General features: G+C 67.7%; 25 protein-coding genes. 11 read left to right on the top strand and 14 right to left on the bottom strand.

All coding sequences use genetic code 11. The annotated features are described in order from the left end of the window. Nucleotides 1–72: 72 nt before the first annotated feature. Both E4V99_RS15335 and E4V99_RS15330 read right to left on the bottom strand, forming a co-directional pair. Nucleotides 73–585 (bottom strand): hypothetical protein, encoded by a 513-nt coding sequence (locus E4V99_RS15335; RefSeq protein WP_135117768.1) that lies wholly within the window; start codon nt 583–585, stop codon nt 73–75. Next, nucleotides 582–1733: a serine/threonine-protein kinase gene (locus E4V99_RS15330; RefSeq protein ID WP_245233209.1), complete on the bottom strand. Its 1152-nt coding sequence runs from the start codon at nt 1731–1733 to the stop codon at nt 582–584. The genes E4V99_RS15335 and E4V99_RS15330 overlap by 4 nt, the downstream gene beginning before the upstream one ends. Before the next feature lie 149 nt (nt 1734–1882). On the opposite strand from E4V99_RS15330, the gene E4V99_RS15325 reads away from it, so the two are divergent. Continuing rightward, nucleotides 1883–2437, top strand: coding sequence for a hypothetical protein (locus E4V99_RS15325; protein WP_135117767.1), 555 nt, complete (start codon nt 1883–1885; stop codon nt 2435–2437). A gap of 71 nt (nt 2438–2508) precedes the next feature. On the opposite strand, the gene E4V99_RS15320 is transcribed toward E4V99_RS15325, so the two are convergent. Both E4V99_RS15320 and E4V99_RS15315 read right to left on the bottom strand, forming a co-directional pair. Next, nucleotides 2509–3249, bottom strand: coding sequence for a hypothetical protein (locus tag E4V99_RS15320; protein WP_135117766.1), 741 nt, complete (start codon nt 3247–3249; stop codon nt 2509–2511). Nucleotides 3250–3466: 217 nt separating this feature from the next. Continuing rightward, nucleotides 3467–4108 carry a TetR/AcrR family transcriptional regulator gene (locus E4V99_RS15315; RefSeq protein WP_135117765.1) on the bottom strand — a complete coding sequence of 214 codons (642 nt, stop codon included), beginning with the start codon at nt 4106–4108 and terminating at the stop codon, nt 3467–3469. A gap of 82 nt (nt 4109–4190) precedes the next feature. Here E4V99_RS15315 and E4V99_RS15310 point away from each other — a divergent pair, with 82 nt between their 5' ends. The 5 genes from E4V99_RS15310 (at nt 4191) to E4V99_RS15285 (ending at nt 7578) form a co-directional block, all read left to right on the top strand. Then, nucleotides 4191–5057 carry an NAD(P)H-binding protein gene (locus E4V99_RS15310; RefSeq protein ID WP_135066023.1) on the top strand — a complete coding sequence of 289 codons (867 nt, stop codon included), beginning with the start codon at nt 4191–4193 and terminating at the stop codon, nt 5055–5057. A 606-nt stretch (nt 5058–5663) separates the two neighbouring features. Further along, complete coding sequence (locus tag E4V99_RS15300; RefSeq protein WP_135117764.1) at nt 5664–5930, top strand: hypothetical protein; 267 nt, start codon at nt 5664–5666, stop codon at nt 5928–5930. Then, entirely contained in the window at nt 5930–6463 is a 534-nt protein-coding gene (locus E4V99_RS15295; RefSeq protein ID WP_135117763.1) for a sigma-70 family RNA polymerase sigma factor, read from the top strand. Before E4V99_RS15300 ends, E4V99_RS15295 begins: the two co-directional genes overlap by 1 nt. 210 nt (nt 6464–6673) lie before the next feature. Continuing rightward, the gene (locus E4V99_RS15290) at nt 6674–6907 is read left to right on the top strand and encodes a hypothetical protein (protein WP_135117762.1); all 234 of its coding nucleotides are present in this window, start codon (nt 6674–6676) and stop codon (nt 6905–6907) included. Between the two features lie 176 nt (nt 6908–7083). Then, nucleotides 7084–7578 carry a DUF2199 domain-containing protein gene (locus E4V99_RS15285; RefSeq protein ID WP_135117761.1) on the top strand — a complete coding sequence of 165 codons (495 nt, stop codon included), beginning with the start codon at nt 7084–7086 and terminating at the stop codon, nt 7576–7578. Between the two features lie 67 nt (nt 7579–7645). Here E4V99_RS15285 and E4V99_RS15280 read toward each other — a convergent pair whose 3' ends face one another. The 5 genes from E4V99_RS15280 to E4V99_RS15260 form a co-directional block, all read right to left on the bottom strand. Continuing rightward, complete coding sequence (locus tag E4V99_RS15280) at nt 7646–7978, bottom strand: hypothetical protein (protein ID WP_135117760.1); 333 nt, start codon at nt 7976–7978, stop codon at nt 7646–7648. 322 nt (nt 7979–8300) lie between these two features. Then, nucleotides 8301–8897: a GrpB family protein gene (locus E4V99_RS15275; protein ID WP_135117759.1), complete on the bottom strand. Its 597-nt coding sequence runs from the start codon at nt 8895–8897 to the stop codon at nt 8301–8303. Between the two features lie 54 nt (nt 8898–8951). Further along, the gene (locus E4V99_RS15270) at nt 8952–9698 is read right to left on the bottom strand and encodes a MerR family transcriptional regulator (RefSeq protein WP_135117758.1); all 747 of its coding nucleotides are present in this window, start codon (nt 9696–9698) and stop codon (nt 8952–8954) included. After that, a complete protein-coding gene (locus tag E4V99_RS15265) occupies nt 9691–10944 on the bottom strand; it encodes an MFS transporter (RefSeq protein WP_135117757.1) in 1254 nt (417 codons plus the stop codon). The genes E4V99_RS15270 and E4V99_RS15265 overlap by 8 nt, the downstream gene beginning before the upstream one ends. A 107-nt stretch (nt 10945–11051) precedes the next feature. Then, the gene (locus E4V99_RS15260) at nt 11052–11498 is read right to left on the bottom strand and encodes a DUF2975 domain-containing protein (RefSeq protein ID WP_135117756.1); all 447 of its coding nucleotides are present in this window, start codon (nt 11496–11498) and stop codon (nt 11052–11054) included. A gap of 97 nt (nt 11499–11595) precedes the next feature. Here E4V99_RS15260 and E4V99_RS15255 point away from each other — a divergent pair, with 97 nt between their 5' ends. Genes E4V99_RS15255 through E4V99_RS15245 form a run of 3 tightly spaced genes read left to right on the top strand, consistent with a single transcriptional unit; the run spans nt 11596 to nt 13083 of the window. Then, a complete protein-coding gene (locus E4V99_RS15255) occupies nt 11596–11997 on the top strand; it encodes a metalloregulator ArsR/SmtB family transcription factor (RefSeq protein WP_135066054.1) in 402 nt (133 codons plus the stop codon). After that, nucleotides 11997–12515: an SRPBCC domain-containing protein gene (locus E4V99_RS15250; protein WP_135066057.1), complete on the top strand. Its 519-nt coding sequence runs from the start codon at nt 11997–11999 to the stop codon at nt 12513–12515. Before E4V99_RS15255 ends, E4V99_RS15250 begins: the two co-directional genes overlap by 1 nt. Before the next feature lie 4 nt (nt 12516–12519). Further along, a complete protein-coding gene (locus tag E4V99_RS15245; RefSeq protein WP_135117755.1) occupies nt 12520–13083 on the top strand; it encodes a dihydrofolate reductase family protein in 564 nt (187 codons plus the stop codon). Nucleotides 13084–13126: 43 nt separating this feature from the next. On the opposite strand, the gene E4V99_RS15240 is transcribed toward E4V99_RS15245, so the two are convergent. Continuing rightward, a complete protein-coding gene (locus E4V99_RS15240) occupies nt 13127–13795 on the bottom strand; it encodes a DUF4166 domain-containing protein (RefSeq protein WP_135117754.1) in 669 nt (222 codons plus the stop codon). Further along, nucleotides 13792–14418: an SRPBCC family protein gene (locus E4V99_RS15235; protein ID WP_135117753.1), complete on the bottom strand. Its 627-nt coding sequence runs from the start codon at nt 14416–14418 to the stop codon at nt 13792–13794. Before E4V99_RS15235 ends, E4V99_RS15240 begins: the two co-directional genes overlap by 4 nt. A gap of 279 nt (nt 14419–14697) precedes the next feature. Between E4V99_RS15235 and E4V99_RS15230 the strand changes: the two genes are divergently transcribed. After that, nucleotides 14698–15039, top strand: coding sequence for a hypothetical protein (locus E4V99_RS15230; protein WP_135117752.1), 342 nt, complete (start codon nt 14698–14700; stop codon nt 15037–15039). Between the two features lie 86 nt (nt 15040–15125). Here E4V99_RS15230 and E4V99_RS15225 read toward each other — a convergent pair whose 3' ends face one another. Beyond that, a complete protein-coding gene (locus tag E4V99_RS15225; RefSeq protein WP_135117751.1) occupies nt 15126–15497 on the bottom strand; it encodes a VOC family protein in 372 nt (123 codons plus the stop codon). Nucleotides 15498–15728: 231 nt separating this feature from the next. Between E4V99_RS15225 and E4V99_RS15220 the strand changes: the two genes are divergently transcribed. Continuing rightward, entirely contained in the window at nt 15729–16109 is a 381-nt protein-coding gene (locus tag E4V99_RS15220; protein WP_135117750.1) for a hypothetical protein, read from the top strand. A 25-nt stretch (nt 16110–16134) separates the two neighbouring features. Here E4V99_RS15220 and E4V99_RS15215 read toward each other — a convergent pair whose 3' ends face one another. Continuing rightward, the gene (locus E4V99_RS15215; RefSeq protein ID WP_135117749.1) at nt 16135–16398 is read right to left on the bottom strand and encodes a hypothetical protein; all 264 of its coding nucleotides are present in this window, start codon (nt 16396–16398) and stop codon (nt 16135–16137) included. Between the two features lie 12 nt (nt 16399–16410). Next, nucleotides 16411–17847, bottom strand: coding sequence for an AAA family ATPase (locus E4V99_RS15210; RefSeq protein WP_135117748.1), 1437 nt, complete (start codon nt 17845–17847; stop codon nt 16411–16413). Nucleotides 17848–17863: the final 16 nt, after the last annotated feature.

Below are 17863 nucleotides of genomic sequence, written 5' to 3'. Positions count from 1 at the left end.
TTTCTGTGAGGAAGCTGAGACGCTTCCGGCTCACCATAGGGCACCGCTGCACGCAGGGGGAGAGGCCCCGGATCAGGGGCCCTTCTGGGGGTCCTTGCCGCTGTTGCCCTTACCCTTCCCGTCCTCGCCCTTCTCCTTCTCCTTGCCCTTGTCCTTCCCTTTGCCCTTGTCCTCGTTCTTGTTGCCGTTGTCTGTGGGGTCGTCCTCGTCCTGAGCAGGGTCGGTGTCGCCAGCCGGCGTCTCCACCGGAGTCTGCTCGTCGGGGACGACCGTCGCGGGCTGCTCCGGTTCGGGTGCCGGGGTCGCGAGCGCGGCGAGGTCGGCTCGGACGAGCGCGATGCTCGCCAGGACGCTGGCCGCGTCATCCGCCGTCAGGGCGCCGGCCTCACGCGCCGCCCGGACGCGCGACTCGAGCTCGTCGATGGATGTCGTCGCTCCGCTGAGGTCGCCGGCGGCAGCCGATTCGGCAGCGGCGACTACGATCGTGCGCAGGTCTTCACCGGGCGACGGCGGGCTGCCGCATCCGGACAGCGCCACGGCGGCGGCCAGCAGGAGACCGACGAGGGCCGGTGCTCGGCGCGTCATGGCGACACCTGGTCCAGGAGCTGACGCATGTGCTCTCCGAGGGGCTCGGGCAACGCGGGGAGCGTCGGATCGGGCGCCGGAGTGCCGCCCCACACCATGGCTGCGGCGAGCCCGGCGACGAGGAGGACGGCGGCGACGATGAGCCACACGGCGCGCCGTCGTGACGGTCGCGCGGGCTCTGCCGGGATCTCCGACGTCTCGTCGGCGGGCAATACCGCCGTCCGGTCGGTGACGTCCTGCGGCCCGGCCTCTGCTCGGGGCGCGGGCAGGGTCACCGGCACCGGGTTCCAGCCCTCGCTCTCGTCGGTCTTCAATCGCATGGCGGCGCGCTGGACCGCGTGTGCGTCGGGCCGGTGGGCGGGATCCATCGCTGTCATCGCCGACAGGAGGACGCGCCATCCGTGGGGGAGCGTGGCCGGCACGTCCGGTGAGCGCACGAGCCGTGCGACGAGTGCTTCATGGGGCGTGGCCTGCGCGTACGCGCGTCGCCCCGTGAGCGATTCGAGCAGCACGAGCCCGAGCGCATACACGTCGGCCGCCGCCGTGGGCGTCTCGCCTCGCGCCTGCTCGGGACTGAGATACGCGGCGGTACCGATGAGGGTCCCCGTCGCGGTAACCCGCGCGGAGTCGATGAGGTACGCGATCCCGAAGTCGGCCAGCGTGGCGCGCGGCGGCTGGGAGGGCATCGGGGCGGGGCGCAGCAGGACGTTGGACGGTTTGACGTCGCGATGCACGATGCCGCGCTCGTGGATGACGTGCAGAGCCTCGGCCAGATCCGCGGCAACGGATGCGGTGGTGACGGGGTCGAGCGGTGCGCCGGCGATCCGATCGCCGAGGGTGGGGCCGTCGATGAGCTCCATCACGAAGTACGCCGGATCCTCGTCCAGCCGCGCGTCGAAGAGCGTGACCAGTGACGGGTGGGTCAGGGACGCGAGTACGCGGGTCTCCGACGCCACACGCGCGCGGTCGGCGCCATCGGAGGTGCTCGCGGTGAAGACCTTGACGGCCACGGCGCGCTCCAGGTGCTCGTCGATCGCGCGATACACGCTGGCGTACCCGCCGCGTCCGATGAGCGCCTCCAGACGGTAGCGACCGCCCAGTACCCGTCCGGGCGCGGGGGCAGCGGGGGAGTGCGCGAGATCCGTCACGGCGTCATTCCCGCCCGTGCGGGTTCTCTCGCGATCGTGTGCACGGCCACAGACTACGGCTCCGGCGTACGCCGCAAGAGGTGCGTGCGCAACGCGCTCCGGACTGCTAGTACCGTCGGGGAAACGGAATCGCTGTACGGGGAGGGTTCATGTCGGCTGCAGCCTCCGGTGAGCGCGCGATGCGCCGCCCCGCATCGCGGCGCCGGCTGTGTCTGGCGGTGGCCATCGTGGGGCTGCTACTGTCCGGCTGCGCAACGAACGCCGCACCGGGCACACCGTCAACCCCTGGGGGCGCTGCATCCGCGTCTGCGACACCGACCGCCGCGTGCCCGCAGGTCGAAGGCGTCGACCTGCCGCCGGAGTGCGCGCCCTACGATCAGGAGGCGGCGATGGCCCTCAACGATCGTCACCGCGAGCGGGTGGAGCTGGACGAGGACGCGCAGGGCGCGAACGCGGAAGTGGTTCCGTCGCTCACCGCCGCGCTCGAAGACCTCCGTGTACGCGGCGCTGCGACGGAGGACAGTGTCCGCGCCGCGCTCTCGGACGCCGGACTGATCGACGCTCAGGTGCGGGGCGACTACGGCCGCATCCTCTTCGGGGCGGTGGGGCCCGGGGGCGGGTGCGTCTTCGGCGAGGTGGCGGACGCCGTCGCTGTCGACGTGGGCGGCTACATCCTCGACGGTGGGTGTCTGCCGGCGCAGTGACGCGGGTCCGCCCTCGAACTCATCTCCGACGGGTGAACGCACTCACGCTGTGGGCGGCGTGCCCATCGCTGTCACCGCCGCGTCGGGGGCGCTGACCGTGGGCTCTTCTCACCGTCGAGGAGCCACCAATCGCCGAGCCGCGCTGCGGCGGCGCGCTCGACGAGCGCATCGTCCACAAGGTCCCGCCCACGCAGGACGTCGAGAATCTCGCGGCGCTCGGCGAGCAGCGCCTGCTGTTCATCGCTGGGCAGCGCACGCATGCGCGCGCCGACCGCAATCAGCCTTGTCTCCCGCACGGTGTGGCTGCGCGAGGCGACCAAGCGTGCGACCAGGCCGACAGCGCCCAGCACGCCCGTGGCGATGATGGGCACCGCGAGCATCACCAGATCCGCCGGCCCGGAACGCGCGGTGTGCCACCACATCGCGACGGCTGCCGCCGCTACCGCGAGCGACGCAGCCGCGATTCCGTAACCATCTCTCGGGCGGCCGGAGCGCCACCAATCGGCCAGCGCCCACGCCTGACCGACCGCGGCGATCCAGAAGCAGATCGCAGCGACCGAGCGCGCGAGATCGGGGCTCATGAGGCCGGTGCCGGAGAACACATCGGCCCCCGAGCCGCCGATAGGGGCCAGCACCCCGCCGAGCGGAGCCACCAGGGTGATCCCCTTCACGAGCAGGACGATCGTCGAGAGCGCCATCCCACTCCGCAGCGATGGAGTCTCGAGCGCCTGCAACCACTCGAGCGTGGCCAATCGCACACCGTCCTCGAACCGATCCTCGCGAGCGGTGCGGACGGCGCTGGATTCGGTCACAACACTGGTTGTAGCAGAGATGGGTGCAGCCGTGCGGATCGCCTTCGCCGGGGTGCGCACGTGGACCACTCGGATGCGCAGTTCGGCCAGACTGGCGATTGCCGATAATGCACATTATGTCAGTTCATAGTTACTCCGATTGCACTTTCTGCAATCAGAGTGGAAACGGGTAGCCCCCGAGCCACTCCCCGACTGCCCGTCTGACCAGGACGTTCTCTTATGCGCCAAAGGCTCGAAGGAAGGTGTCGACGGCGCGACTCGTTGACTCCCGCAACTCCGCGCTCGTCACGTCCCTTGTCCCGAGCTGTGTGCGGTTCTCGGCGGGCGTAACAAGAAGCGCCCAGAATTGCTCTGCGGCCACTGCTGGGTCGGCGTCCCGGAGCTGACCCCGGCGCATCAGTTCCGACAGCCGGTCGGCCAGAGCAGCCATGACGCGTTCGGTGACATTTGTGCGCACCGATTCCAAGACGTCGGGAAAAGTTGCCCTCCCTGCGACGAGAAGGCGTCGGTACCACACAGTCTTGGGATCGAAGTATCGGATGAGGAGCTCGAGCCCGACATGCTCGAGGGCAGCGCGGATGTTGTTCGACGGCGTGACGAGAGTCGCGACGATCTCCAGGTGGTCACCCAGCGCACGGTCTCCGTCGGCCCTGAGAACCTCGCGGAACATCCGTTCCTTATCGCCGAAATGGTTATAGATCGTCGCTTTGGCCACCCCTGCTTCAGCAGCGATCGATTCGACGCTCGCCTGCTCATAGCCGACGTCCGCGAAGATCCGGAATGCCGCGTCTAGCATCGCTAGCCGCTTGTCGATCCTGCCGCGAGTTCCGGGCACCTCACCAATTACGTGGTCTCTCATCGCATACACGCTATCTCATTAGAATAGACTGGCGAGTCTAGTTCGTTAGACCGATCAGTACACGTTCGGATAGGGGAACAACATGAGCACAACCATCGCTGTAACGGCCGCCACCGGCGGTCTCGGCCGACTCGTCATCAATAACCTTCTGCGGAGAGGAGAGGACTCGCGCCTGGTCGCAATCGCACGGGACGCAGAAAAGGCATCCACGCTGCCCGTCGGCGTTGAAACGCGAATCGCTGACCACGACGACCTCGCGGCCGTAGCCGCGGCGCTTGAGGGCGTCGACACAGTTCTGCTGATCTCAGGCAACGAGTTCGGCAAGCGGATGATCCAGCATCGGAACGTCATCAACGCAGCGTCCCAAGTCGGGGCCTCCAGGCTCGTCTACACAAGCGCTCCGCACGCCTCGACCAGTACGGACTTCATTACCGCCGAGCACCGTGCGACAGAGGCGATCATCCAGGAGTCCGGCTTGATCTCGACAATCCTGCGGATGAACTCGTACCACGAGAACTACCTCACAACGCTGGAGCTCGCAGCAGCGACCGGTGAGATCGTCGGAAGCGTCCACGCGGGCCACGTGGCCAGCGCCGCGAAGGACGACTATGCGGATGCAGCAGCCGTCGTGCTCTTGGCGCCCGATCCACTGAAGGCGATCTACGAGCTCACCGGCACCGTGGCATGGGACTATCCCCAACTCGCAGAAGCAGCAGCTGCAGTGCTCCGTCGGCCAGTGAAGTATGTGGATCTCGACTCCGAAGAGCACCACACTCGCCTGCTCGCCTCCGGGATTGATGAAACGACCGCGGGCTTCCTCGTTCAACTCGACGCAGACCTGGCGCGCGGCGTGTCAGCGGAAGTCACCAACGAGCTCGAGCAGCTCATAGGCCGACCGCCCACGCCGCTGATTGACGGTCTCCGCGCGGCATGGGAATCAACGCGCTAGCACCTGAAAGGGGCGCGAACAACGATTCGGCACTGGCGTGCAATGCACGGTGCCGAATCGTTGTGCTGCGCGCACGGCTCCGGCCTTAGTGTGAAAACGGATAACGGTCTTCACCAGTAGAAGTTGCGTTACCCGTTCGAGGTTTCCCCAAACTGGTCCCCTGCGTCATGACTCGGTGGAGTCACCGGCTGCTCCGCTGAGGAGACCTCGAGCACGATGCGACGTTGTGCCTCGATGATCCCCGGGCCCTGGTCGGGCGTCGGCGCGGGAACTGGAATCCCCTGCTCGGCCTCCCAGATCGGGTGCGCTTCGAGTGGGTGTGTCTGTGTTTTCGGAGCGTGTTGCGCGCGACTCCGAAGGCCCACATTCGTGCCTCGGGTGAGGATCGCGGGAGGTCTGCCCGTCGTTCCCACACGACGCTGAGGGTGTCGTTGAGCAGGTCGGGAACGTCTTCTTGAGCGGTGCGGCGCGCGAGGTACCGCAGAAGGTCGACTCCGATGTCTTCGATGACGGTGGTCGCCCATTTCGCGTCGGCTTCGTGGGTGTTCACCGGTACGGCCCTTTGCAGGTGCTGTCCATGCGCCACGTGCCGACGACCCGATAGTCGTGGACGCGAAGGCCATCGTGTCCGGGATCGACCTCGAAGCTCTCGACACCACCGGGGCGGAGGCGGAGCTGCGCGCGGACTACGCGCAGGCTACGGACATCAACAACACCCCCTTCCCGATCACCGTCAGCGACGACGAGCTCAAGCAACACGCGGTGAACAAGATCCTGGCCGAAACCCTGTGGGCGGGCCTCGAGGAACGCGGCCACAAGATGTGGCCCGGCCACGAGGTCAGCCTCGCTGGTCAAACCACCAACTGCAGTTGATGGCAAAGAACACAACGGACATCGAGGGTCATGTCCGCACGAACGAGCACGACTTGCTCCGCTACTTCCAGCGACGCATCCCCAACGGCGCTGACGCCGCGGAGGCGTTCGGCGAACTGCTTCTCACCGCCTGGAAGCTGAGGCGGCACGCGCCCGCCGATCCAACCGAAGGGCGAATGTGGCTATTCGGTGTTGCGCACAACGTTCTGCGCGACTCGCGGCGGCGGTCTGCCAGGCACTCGGCCGCAGTCAAGCGGCTTGCAGCCGACATGCGCACGCTCGCGGTTCCGGTATGGGATGACGCCGCCATCGACGTGCGAGACGCCATCGACCGACTCAAACCCGACGACGCGGAGCTCATCCGGCTCATCTACTGGGACGGATTCCCCTCACACGCTGCCGCCCGCGTGCTCGGCATCAACCCATCCACAGCCCGATCACGTCTGACGCGCGCGAAGCTCGAGCTGCGCGCCGCACTCGAACCACGCCAAGCAGAGAGAGAACAAAATCATGCCGGACGTCCGACCGTCTGACCTCGCCTTGCCGCCGACCGATCAGATCCACGTGACACTTCCGCCGGCGACTGGTACAGCAGAACTGCGGTAGTCGCTGGCCTCAATCGCGGAGCTCGTGGAAGCGATCACATAGGAAACGGGTAACGCGCTCCCCCGGCAAAGGTCGCGTTGGCCGAAGCCACCCCTCCCACCCTTACGAAGTCAGCTCGCCCGGTCTACTTTGACTTCATGGACAACGGAGCATGGCTGGTGGCGCTCATCCCTCTGCCGGCCGTTCTGCTTGTGCTCGGAATGATTGCGGCGATCATCCTGTTCGGAATGGTTTTCGCTTTGAATCAGACCGTTGGGTTGATCATCTCGGGCACGCTCACCTACATCCGCCGCAGAAAGACCGCCGCTGTCCAGGCATCGTCACATGAAAAGGAAGCGGATATCGCAGCAGGCCGCTATAAGGATTGGTAGGTCAAGGTCAGCGCCTTCGCCGCTGGTTGGTGCACGCCCCCCCAGTAGCGGACTGTCTGCCCGCCGTATCTCTCCGTGGTCGCGCACCGTTGCGCGGTCCACTCCCCCTCGCTCGCCTCTGACATTAGCCCGTCGCTCAACAGCATGGCCTGACGGTTCGGCTCTATGGTCGCGGTATGGAGTTGGATACCTGTGCGGATTGCGGCCGGTCCCTTGACGCCCACGACCGGCACATCAAGTTCGCCCTTCCGGACCCGGTCCTGGACGCTGGTGAAATTGACGCAGCGGACATGTGGATGTCAGGACCGGATGCGAAGTCGTCGACGCTGATGCAGGTACAGAACGTCGGAGCATTCGTCCGCGCTCTTCTTCCCGTCGCTCTGACGGATGAGCACGTTGTCACGTACGGCGTATGGATAGCAATCGACCCAGCCGAACTCGGTAGCGTCTTCGATGTCTGGTGGAAACCTGAGTATCGGGACCTCGTCCTTGACGGCTATCTCGCCAATTCAGTTCAGCCTTGGGGACTGCTGGGCTCGCCCGTCAGTATCGCGGTTCGAGATCCGGAGAGGATCCCCTACTGCACCCAAAGCAGTGCGGATCAGCTCCAATCAGTTATCGCCGACACGTGGAATCACGACCTCGTACTCGCCGCCTACTGGGGGACCTGATCCCCGGGTCACGCGCGTCTCATCGCTCGCCTGTGCCCCGACACGGGTGATTTCTCCCGTTCAGGCGCTATCCACCCGTGAAGCCCTCACCGAAGATCTGATAGCCGACCGCGTCACAGGCATCGACAGGAGAGGGGACTGTGTTCGGCACCGGCTTGCCGATGCCGGTTACGCCCTGGGTTCCCGCAGGGATGGGAGGGTACTCCGTCTTCAGTGCCGCGATGGCATCGCTGACGGCGCCCTCGCCCCGCGTGGGAACCCGGTCGAGGACCCGCGTGGCTAGCCGCATCCAACCGTCGTACTCCTTCTGCGACATGCGCCCCTCGTAGAGGCCCGCCCCCGCGTTCTGAAGGATGGTCGAGACGTCGGTGAACGCCTCGCACGTCTCGATATCCGTCACGGTTGATGTGCTCGTGGCCGGGGAAGGGGCGATGGTCGGTGTTTGAGATTCGGACGTGGAGGCGGCGGGCCCTGACGCGGTGCACCCGGTGATCCCCGCGGTGACGGCGAGGGCGCACGCCGCCAGAACAGTGCGGCTCACCAGGAAACCAGAAGAGAACCTGAGCATGACCGGAGCCTAGCGCCGCACCATTCATCCGCCCGGATAATCGCAGAGGCCGCCGCTATTGCTCTGACTCCCGGTCAGAGCCACGAGTGCCATGCCTCCGAGCGCCGTCATTGACATTGCCGTGCGATTCGGTGCCATCCGCCGTCGTCTGACCTCAAGCTCGGGCCCATTCCTCGAACTCGGCTTGTACGTCGTCGAAGTACTCCGTCTTGGCTCGCGTGTAGTCGTCGTAATCCGCTGCGCCGACTTCCTGCGTGCTCAGGCGACGCTTCACGGCTTCGTACCGGTCGCGTTGCCCGTCATGCGCGCGGAGCCAGTCTCGGAACCAGACCGCGTATCGACCCCATGGAGAGTCGCGGCGGCGAACATGCAGAATGACCCGCTCGGAGACGTTGACGAGGAGCGACTTCTCCCACATGGCATCGTCGACCGGTTCGGATCCTCTCGGTATGTCCCGGTGAACGCCTGGCGAATCGGGCCGGGCGCCCACGGCGCGTTCGAACCCGAGCCCTCCCAGCCTCGCCGACACATCGCGGTCGGATGGCAACGGTGAGATTCTGATCTGGAGGTCGAGGTGCGGCTTGGCCGCGAGCCCCGGAACCGACGTCGAGCCGATGTGGTCGTAGTCCGCATCCGCAGCGCCCGGCACATCGGCGAGACGTTCCCGGATTGTACGCAGCAGGTCCGCTGCTCTCACGGGCCAGGACTCGTCGTATTCGTGCAGTTCCGCAGGATTCGATGGCTGTCCCATGCTCCCGACCCTATGCAGATCACCGGCGCGCTCCACCTGCTCCCCCGCGATCGGCTAGGTGTCGAACGCGGCAACGAGCCGCGCAAGAGTGCTCCGCTGCTGCTCGTTGAGCACGTCCTCGGTGTACTCGTCGAACAGGGTCGCGGATCCGGTCAGGTCGTACGGCTCCGATCCGTCGGTGAAGTCCTCCAGGATCGGGCCGAACACATCCACGAAGCTGTCGACCAGCGCGGAGATCTCCTCCTCTGTGCTCCCCGGTCCGAGCCGGTCGAACCGCGCCACGATGTCGGTCACGGCGGGGACGACCGTGAAAGCGCTGATCCGTTGATAGAGATTCGCGAGCGAGGGCAACCCCTCTTCCCCCACGAGGTGGGCCAGCAGCACCGATTGGTCGCGGTCGATCTTGGCGAGGTCGGGCGATATCCCCGCGGCTGCGAAGATCGCGATGAACGGGGCCAGCTCGGGCGGAACATCCGGCGGCGCGTCATGGATGCGGAGGCGCGCGATGAGCTCGCGCTGCTCGGTGAGTCGCTGGATCTGCGCGGCGAACTCAGCATCCAGCTCGTCCAGCAGCCCGCCCCCATCCGACGCCGCGTCGTCGAGAAGCTGCGGCATCCGCTCCAAGGGGACGCCGAGGGAGGCGAGGCGCTTGATCCGCAGGACCCGGATGAGGTCGTGGACGTCGTAGCTGCGGTAGCCGTTGGTGCGACGCTCGGGTTCAGGGAGCACGCCGACCTGGTGGTAGTGACGCAGCGCCCGGACGGTGACTCCCGCGAGGCGCGCCAGCTCTCCGCTATGCACTGTGGATCACCGCCGCTCCCCCGGTGCCGGCCTCTGCCGGCTCGGGTTCCAGGTTACGCAGCGAGCGCGCGAGCACGCTCAGGGCCAGCGCGACCAGACCCACGCCCACCAGGGCGACCGCCGCGACGTTCACCCCCGCGTACTCGGTGAGGACGGCGGCGGTCAGAATGCCGATCGGCGGGGCGGCGGTGAGGATCGCGTTCTGCGTGCCCATGATCCGCCCGCGCATCTGCTCCGGGATGCGCTCGATCATGAGCACGCCCATGAGACTGGCGAACAGGCCACTGGCCACGCCGACGACGAAGGCCCCAGCGAGGACGATCCACACCGACGACAGTGCGGCGATGAGCACGAAGCCGAGGGCGCTGCCGAACACGCCGGCGAGAAACCAGCCGCGTCGACGCCCGCGAGCGCCGGCGATCGCGTAGACCGTGCCGCCGACTAGCATCCCGCCGGCGAGGGCACTGAGGACGAAGCCCAGCATGCCGGGCTGCTCGACGAGGGTGAAGTACACCGGCAGGATGAGCCCCTGCAGGGAGGCGAGCACGATCGCCGAGGCGACGCTGAGGCCGGTCGTGACGATCAGGAAGCGGCTTCGGAACAGCACGCGCCATCCGAGGCGGAGCTGCGCCCATCCGTTCCCGGTCGCCGCGGGCTCCCCCTCCGCAGCGGTGATGTCGCCGACGCGGCGCGGGATGAGCAGCGTCAGCAAAGCCGCGACCAGGGAGGTCGCCGCGGTGATCCACAGCACCGTGGACCCCTCGAACAGCACCATGAGCGTTCCGGCGGCCGCTGGGCCGAGCAGCAGGGCGACCGCGCCGAGGGCCTCGCGGATTCCCAGGAGCCGCTCCGAGGCGATCCCACCGTGGCGGACGATCGCGGGAAGCAGGGCATCCCGCGCGGTCATGCCCGGCACGTCGCCGAGTGAACCGATGATCCCGAACAGGACGAACCAGCCCAGACTCAATCCCGAGAGCATGTCGACCAGCGGCAGCGCCGCGACGGCGGCCGCCGAGACGAGATCGGTCACCACCGACGACGTGCGGCGATTGATGCGGTCGATGACGACCCCCATCAGCAGCCCCGCGAAGACGGCAGGAACGGCCGTCGCCGCGGCAACCGCGCCGGCACCGAGCGCGCTGCCGGTGACCTGCAACACGATCAAGGGCAGGGCCACTCCGGCAATCGAGTTGCCGAGCAGCGACAGGAGGTAGGACGCCAGATAGGCGATGGGAATGAGCCTCATGCGTCCAGTCGAAACCGTGACGTAGGGGCGGGGTCAAGCCGCCCGATCAGGGGAACCGAAGAGTGCGGGCCACCTGGACCACTTCCCCGCCACTCGCACGCGGCTTCTCAGTTCCGGTGCCATACCCTTTCGAAGTTGGCGAGGTACGCACCCCCGAGTGCGGCGCCGACGAAACCGGTCATCGCGCCACCTCCGAGGGCCAGCATGACTCCCGGTGTGGCCCAGTTAAACGAGAGCAGCGCCAGCCCTGCCGACGCGGAGAGCAGCGAGAACACTGCCGCGGTGGCAATGAGGGCGCGTATCCATCCCCGCCCCTGCTCCGACACGCGGCCGCCGTTTCCGACGATGCCGAGCAGCTTCCAGGCGATCAGCAGGGCGAGCTGAACGCACACCAGCAGCGCCACACTCCAGGTCACGCCGAGGGTCTGGAACGGCGCCGTCTCAGGGAAGACGGACACGGTGCGACCCAGCTGGCTCGGGATCCACCACACCTGTGCAGCAATGGTCACCGCGAAGCCGGCGACGAGGGCGAACCGCATGCCGTTGATCGTCATGCCGGTGAGAGTACTCCCCGCGAGACTGCTCGCACCCTTGACGGGTGTTCTTCTGCCGGATACATTTCACGCACACGTTAAATGTCAGGGGGTGGAAGTGGCCGGCACCGACCAACTCAGCGTCGTCTTCTCGGCGCTGGCGGATCCGACTCGGCGCGCGATCCTCTCGGGTCTGGCAGAGCGCGACGCCACCGTCACAGAGCTCACGGAGCCCCTTCCGATCTCGATGCCGGCCGTATCGCGGCATCTGAAGGTGCTGGAGCAGGCAGCGCTCATCTCCCGCACGCGTTCGGGGAAGTGGCGTGCGAGCCATCTGGAAGCTGCGCCTCTGCGGGAGGCCGCCGACTGGATCGAGCGCTACCGGCAGTTCTGGGACTCGTCGCTCACGCGCCTCGACGCCCACCTCGCCGCCGTGCAGGCCGTCGAACACGCCACGCCCGCGGCGGAGCCCAGCCCGCGAACGCCCATCGATCCGGCCACGGATTGGGAGGAGCCCTGATGCAGACCGACAGCCCGCAGATCGACATCTCACGCGTGCTCGACGCGCCGCGAGCACTCGTCTATCGAGCCTTCACCGATCCGGAGCATTTCGTGGCCTGGTGGGGCCCGATCGGCAATTCGCTGCCGCGTGAAGAGGTCGACTTCGACATCCGCCCCAGTGGGCATCAGCGATGGACGGAGGTCTCGGCAACGGATCCCGGCATACGAGTCCGGGTCACCGTCGACCTCACGGCCGTCGCCGACGGCGAGCTTCTCGATGGGGTCATGCAGGTCAGCGGGCGGATCCCCCGCGGCGTCGAGCCGTTCGAGACGAGGATCCGGTACGAGTTCTCCGACGCGACCGGCGGGAGGACGCGACTGAGAATCCGGCAGTGGCTCCCCCACCGCCTGACCGGCAACGCCACGCAGGGCTGGCGCGAAGCTCTGACCAAGCTCGGCACCGCGCTGGTCGGTGCGCAGAAGGTGGCGCCGACGAACCCCGCGGCACGTCCCCAACACCCCCTCACGAAAGGCTGACGCCATGCGGAAACTGACCTTCGCCATGAACACGAGCTTGGACGGCTACATCGCCGCGCCCGGCGAAGACCTCGGCTGGAGCGTGCCGAGCGACGAGCTGTTCCAGTGGTGGTCCGACCGGGTGGCCGCGACGAGCCTGGCGCTGTACGGGCGCAAGATGTGGGAGACGATGAGCGCCGACTGGCCGACCGCCGACGAGCAGCCGGGCGCGACCCCGGCCATCATCGAGTTCGCCGGCCGTTGGCGCGATATGCCGAAGATGGTGTTCTCGTCCCGGGCCATCCCGGTGGACTGGAACGCCCGTCTGGTCACCAGCGACGCAGTCACCGAGATCGCGCGACTCAAGGCCGAAGGTGGCGGTCCGATGGACATCCTCGGCGCGGCACTCGCCGCGGCCGCCATGCGGGCCGGGCTGATCGACGAGTACATCCTCGTCACGCATCCCGTCTTGTTAGGCGGCGGTAAGCCGTTCTTCACCTCTCTGGACGATTGGGTGCACCTGAACCTGGTGGAGACCCGAACCTTCCCCGACGGCGTGCTGCTGACGAGGTACGAGACCATCCGCTGACGCCTGCCTCGCAGCGCCGACCTGCCGCCGCTGTGGCAGGGGCTCAAGTCCGGCGTTCGTGACGACGAGGCTTGAGCCGCGCGGGGACGTCGGTGGCCGGCATCCACTCGCACTCGAAGGCGCCGTGGTATCCGAACAGGAACCCGAACCTGTGGTTGCGCACTTCGAGATCGACGTGGAAGAGCTGGTCGGCGTCGTCGTAATACTCGCGCAGGCGGGCGCGACCGCTGAACAGCATGGGGAAGCGGAACCCCACCGGCCCTTCGTGGAACCGCTGCGCGTCGGAGGTGAGGACCAGTCCTCCGCGGTCATCCACCCGCAGATCCAGGTCGACTGCCAAGTGCTGATGCGTGCCCAGGTAGTCGACGATCCGATCGCCGTCGAGGATCATCGTCGCGTCGAAGCGGCGTCGCTTGGCTCCCAGGGTGTACTCGCGCACGAAGGTGACGGTTTCGCGTCCGAACGGATCGAGGTACGGGTAGTTCTCGATCACGAACGGGACGTCGGTACCGGTGTCGGGGATGAGGATGTTCCGCATCCTCCCGATCTGCAGGAACGGAACGGTCCACCATGGCCCCCGTCGGATCGCCGACATGAGACCGCGCCCCACGCACGCTTCCCCGGAGGAGAGCCCGACGCCGAACCGCCGTTGCATCATGGGGTGCAGTCGACCGTACTCGGCGCCGAGTGCCGTCTCGAAGATCGACGTCACCGTGCGCTGCCCGGGTCAGGCAGCGCAGCAAGCGACTCCGGAGCGCCGGCGAGGTGATCGCTCCGGCGCGAGCCGCCAGCCGGCGTGCGGCGGCACCGGGCTGCGCGAGGTCGGTCGGATCGCCACCACCACAGCACGCTCCACAGCGGCCACCGCTCGGGCGGGACGCCGGTCTCCAGCCAGATGCGGAGCCGATCGAAGCTCCACGCGGTCGCCCAGCCCAGCAGGGGCCGCACGACGGCGTCGAGCACGCCCCATCCCGGCGTGTAGTCGTAACCGGTGATGAATACCGTGCGATTGCCGTCGGGGATGTACCGCCAGTAACCGCCACCTGAGGCGATGGGCGAGAGCCGGTCGTCGGTGTGGAAGCGCAGGGCGGAGGTGCGGGTGCCGTCGGCATGGTGGCGCTCGCCGATGCTTACACCGGTGCCCCGCACCGAGTGGAACGGAACTCGCCGCTCGTAGGTAAACGCCGTCGCACCACCGCGTGCCGCGCCGGTCGGGACGATGTGCGTGAACCTCACGTCCCATCGCACGTGCTCCGCGGGATTCTGTGTGGCGCTCCAGAGGAGATCGATCGCGGCCGCGATGGACGTCTCCACGTAGATGCCCCCGCGCGCCACACCTCGACGTTACGGCAACCCGGGCGCGTCGCCGGCGAGCCTCCTCCCCGTGTCCGCAGCCGTCGCAGCAGAAGCGGCCTCGCCGATGCGGACCCGTAGGGCGCGGCCTATCCGCTACCCCGTCGCCCGAACTCCTCAAACTCTGGCCGCCCATGACCGTTCCGCGGGTGATTGGGCCCAGCGAGCCGCAGATTTGAGGAGTTCGGGCGCGGCGCGGGGCCCACGACGACAGAGCGGCTGCTTGCATCTCGCACCCAGGTCCGGGTTTACCGTTGCTCCATGACCGACTCGCACACGACGTGGGCGCCGGAATCGTGCGCGCTTCCCTCCGTCGAACGCCCGCTTCGGGAGGAGGAATTCGCTGACCTGTTCCGGAATGAGCTCATCTCCGCTGCGCTGACGGCGCCGGGTCAGGCTGATCTGCTGCTGAACCGGGATTCCCGGGGACGTGCGGAGGAGCTGATCGCGCGGGAGACCCACTGCTGTTCCTTTTTCGACTTCACACTCACGGATGAGGCGGACGCGCTCCGCGTCGCGATCCGCGTACCGGAGGCCTACGTCGACGTGCTCGCGGCGCTCGTGGGCGCGGCCGAGCAGGCCGCCGGCCGGTCGCGCTCATGACGGCGCTCCGTGCCCGCGAGCTCGCCTCGCGCGCGGGCGTGAATCCGGACACGATCCGCTGATACGAGCGACGCGGACTCCTCGGGCTACTGCTGTGCGGTGCCGACGCGGAGCAGGTTGCCGTTGCCGTCGACCAGGGCGAATTCCCGCATCCCGTAGTCGGTATCGGCAGGCTCGGTCACGCGCGTGCCGGCCGCCGGGTCGGGACGGACCACGCCTGCCCAGTCGCGGAAGAGAGCGTCGGCGTCGTCCACGAAGAGGTAACACGAACCCGCCGTCCGGAGCGGATCCACCGAGGGGTCCGCGACGAAATGCAGCTCGATGTCGCCGCGTCCGACGATGAGGTAATCCCACTCCTCGGGCGGTGCGCCGCGATTGTCGAAACCGAGGCGCTGGTAGAACCGCAGCGTCTCAGCGAGGTCTCGACTGGGCAGGATCGGGACGGCGCGCTCGGACATGAGGGCAGGGTACCGGCGGGTGCAGGCGCCCGCCAGAACCTGCCCGCCCGCCGCCTCGGCTGCGAGCAGCCGGGTGGGGTGCACCCGCGACCACAGCCACCCGAACTCCTCAAACTTGTGCCGCTCATGCCGGTTCCGGGGGTCATTCGGCGCCGGGCGCCGCGGATTCGAGGAGTTCGGGCGCGGCATGGGGCTCCCGTTCGCGAGGCCGGGGTGGATAGGGTCGCAGGCATGACGACGCCCTCCACGACGGAATACGTTCCCGCGGCGAAGCGGCGCCGCCGCGTAGGCCGTGGCACGGTACTGATCCTCGGCGTCGTGGTCATCCCCGTCGTTCTGGGTGCAGCCCTCAACAGCTACGGCCCGCTCACTGAGGACACCGCCATCTGGATGGCATTCGCCACGGTGGCGGGGAAGACGATCACCATCCTGAGCGCGATCATCGCCGTCACCCTCACCATTCAGCGGAGGTACGCGTGGCCGGCCATCCTCGGCATGGTGCTCATCGCCGCGTTGATCACCACGTGGGCGATCGGCGGCATGGCCTCCGCCGGCGACCTCCTCCTCGAGCGTCTCGACCTCGTCGCGGAAGTCGATCGGTTGAATCGATGATGACCCGCGAGGTGCTCGGGGCGGGTCATCGTCGGCGCAACGGATACGAGGAGATCAGCCAGGCAGCCGCCGCAAGCACGATGCTCAGGATGACCCAGGCCACGATGCTCGTGGGCAGGCCGATCAGCGAGGTGTGGAAGTCGGCGCAGTAGGACTTCTCCGGGTCCTCCGAGTCGACGCAGATCCCTCCTGACACGAGCGGGGCGGACAGCACGGCCGCTGCGGCGAGCGCCACGAGCATCCACACGAGTGGCCGGATGCGGCGGCGTCGGCCTGAAGGCGCCGTCATGCCGACACGTCCTCAAGGCCCACCAGCGGCGAACCACCCGGACCCGGAGGGCTGATGTATGGCGCCTGGAGGCTCGTGGCCGTCGTCCGCGGCGCCCAGCATGGAGCGGGTGAGCTGCTCCCGGGCGCTGAGCAACCGCTCGAGCTCGACCGCGAGGTCTTCGTCGCCGACAGTCCTCCCGTGCCGGGTGGCGCGGAGCACGCTGCGGCGGATGAGCTCTTTCGCGAACGAACCGGTCACGCCCTCCGCCGCCTCTGCCGCCGCATCCAGCGCGCTCTCGGTGAGCGGAAGGCTGTGGGCGTACCGGCGGAAGAGCCTTCGTCGCTCGGCCAGCGCGGGAAGCGGGATCTCGACCGCCAGATCGACGCGTCCCGGCCGCTCCGCCAGCGCACGCTCGAGCACCTCGACGCGGTTGGTCGTCATGATGAACGCCACGTCTGCATCGCCGTCGAGGCCGTCGAGCGCGTCGAGCACCTCGAACAGCAGCGGCTGTGGCGAGTGGTTCCTCTCCATGGCCACGAGATCGATGTCTTCGAGCACGACGATGGCGGGCTGGAACGTGCGGGCGATCTCCGCTGCAGCGGTGACGAATCGGATGCCGGACCCGGTCAGCATGATCGCCGTCGTATCGGGAGTCGTGCTGAGCAGGTGGCGAACGGTGAGCGTCTTGCCCGTTCCCGGAGGCCCGTACAGAAGCACGCCGCGCTTGAGGTGCTGTCCGGCCGTGCGGAGCTCGTCGCGGTGGGCGCCGATCTCCACCACGTGCTGGACCGTCTGCTCGAGCACCCCGTCCGGGAGCACGATGTCGTCTTGACCGACGTCCGGTCGCCGGAGGAACGTTGCGCCTGCCTCACGCCCGTACTCCGTCGGCTGGAACGACAGCACCTGCCCGCGGAGGACGCTGTGGTCGATCATCGCTTTCCGAAGAACCTCGAGGAACCGGGTCACAACGGAGGGGTCGGTGGCCATGATCTCGACCATCGCCGTGGTCCGGCCGTACTGCGGGGATGCTGCCCGCTGAGTGAGGGCGAGAGGGTGGCCCTCGAATCGGAGCAGCCGGACGCCGAGCGACACGACACGCCTCGTCGCATCCGGACCGGTCGCCCGTTCCGCGTAGTCCACCGATCCTGGCGCGTAGCGGACGTAGGGGTTGCTGATCCACTCCGCCAGGTCCTGCTGGTGGCGCTGCTCGCCGCCGCTGACCCCGATCAGCCGGCTGTCGTCACCCGAACCGATGACTTCCAGAGCGATGTCGGCGTCCACCAGCCGGTGGTCGGCGATCGGCTCGTGCACGACAGAAACACCGGATGCGTCGGTGCCCAGGTGGTCGCTGATCACGTCGCCGAGCGGGGTCAGGGTCGGCACCCGCTCGCGTTCGGTGAGCTCGTTCACGTGCCGCAGGTACCGCCCCACGGTCAGCATCAGCTCGCGGTCGTCTTCGCTCAGCACGGGGCCTCCCCACCTC

Origin of the sequence: Microbacterium sp. dk485, assembly GCF_004570445.1 — a bacterium.
In the GTDB taxonomy this organism is placed as follows: Bacteria; Actinomycetota; Actinomycetes; order Actinomycetales; family Microbacteriaceae; genus Microbacterium; species Microbacterium wangchenii.
Note: the sequence above shows the minus strand (reverse complement) of the source record. Positions and strands in the feature narration are given on the sequence as shown.

What these genes read in the sequence shown, in the direction of transcription:
- E4V99_RS15335 (WP_135117768.1), bottom strand. Translation starts at nt 585, where the DNA reads ATGACGCGCCGAGCACCGGCCCTCGTCGGTCTCCTGCTGGCCGCCGCC.
- E4V99_RS15325 (WP_135117767.1), top strand. Translation starts at nt 1,883, where the DNA reads ATGTCGGCTGCAGCCTCCGGTGAGCGCGCGATGCGCCGCCCCGCATCG.
- E4V99_RS15315 (WP_135117765.1), bottom strand. Translation starts at nt 4,108, where the DNA reads ATGAGAGACCACGTAATTGGTGAGGTGCCCGGAACTCGCGGCAGGATC.
- E4V99_RS15310 (WP_135066023.1), top strand. Translation starts at nt 4,191, where the DNA reads ATGAGCACAACCATCGCTGTAACGGCCGCCACCGGCGGTCTCGGCCGA.
- E4V99_RS15295 (WP_135117763.1), top strand. Translation starts at nt 5,930, where the DNA reads ATGGCAAAGAACACAACGGACATCGAGGGTCATGTCCGCACGAACGAG.
- E4V99_RS15290 (WP_135117762.1), top strand. Translation starts at nt 6,674, where the DNA reads ATGGACAACGGAGCATGGCTGGTGGCGCTCATCCCTCTGCCGGCCGTT.
- E4V99_RS15285 (WP_135117761.1), top strand. Translation starts at nt 7,084, where the DNA reads ATGGAGTTGGATACCTGTGCGGATTGCGGCCGGTCCCTTGACGCCCAC.
- E4V99_RS15275 (WP_135117759.1), bottom strand. Translation starts at nt 8,897, where the DNA reads ATGGGACAGCCATCGAATCCTGCGGAACTGCACGAATACGACGAGTCC.
- E4V99_RS15265 (WP_135117757.1), bottom strand. Translation starts at nt 10,944, where the DNA reads ATGAGGCTCATTCCCATCGCCTATCTGGCGTCCTACCTCCTGTCGCTG.
- E4V99_RS15260 (WP_135117756.1), bottom strand. Translation starts at nt 11,498, where the DNA reads ATGACGATCAACGGCATGCGGTTCGCCCTCGTCGCCGGCTTCGCGGTG.
- E4V99_RS15250 (WP_135066057.1), top strand. Translation starts at nt 11,997, where the DNA reads ATGCAGACCGACAGCCCGCAGATCGACATCTCACGCGTGCTCGACGCG.
- E4V99_RS15245 (WP_135117755.1), top strand. Translation starts at nt 12,520, where the DNA reads ATGCGGAAACTGACCTTCGCCATGAACACGAGCTTGGACGGCTACATC.
- E4V99_RS15230 (WP_135117752.1), top strand. Translation starts at nt 14,698, where the DNA reads ATGACCGACTCGCACACGACGTGGGCGCCGGAATCGTGCGCGCTTCCC.
- E4V99_RS15225 (WP_135117751.1), bottom strand. Translation starts at nt 15,497, where the DNA reads ATGTCCGAGCGCGCCGTCCCGATCCTGCCCAGTCGAGACCTCGCTGAG.
- E4V99_RS15220 (WP_135117750.1), top strand. Translation starts at nt 15,729, where the DNA reads ATGACGACGCCCTCCACGACGGAATACGTTCCCGCGGCGAAGCGGCGC.
- E4V99_RS15215 (WP_135117749.1), bottom strand. Translation starts at nt 16,398, where the DNA reads ATGACGGCGCCTTCAGGCCGACGCCGCCGCATCCGGCCACTCGTGTGG.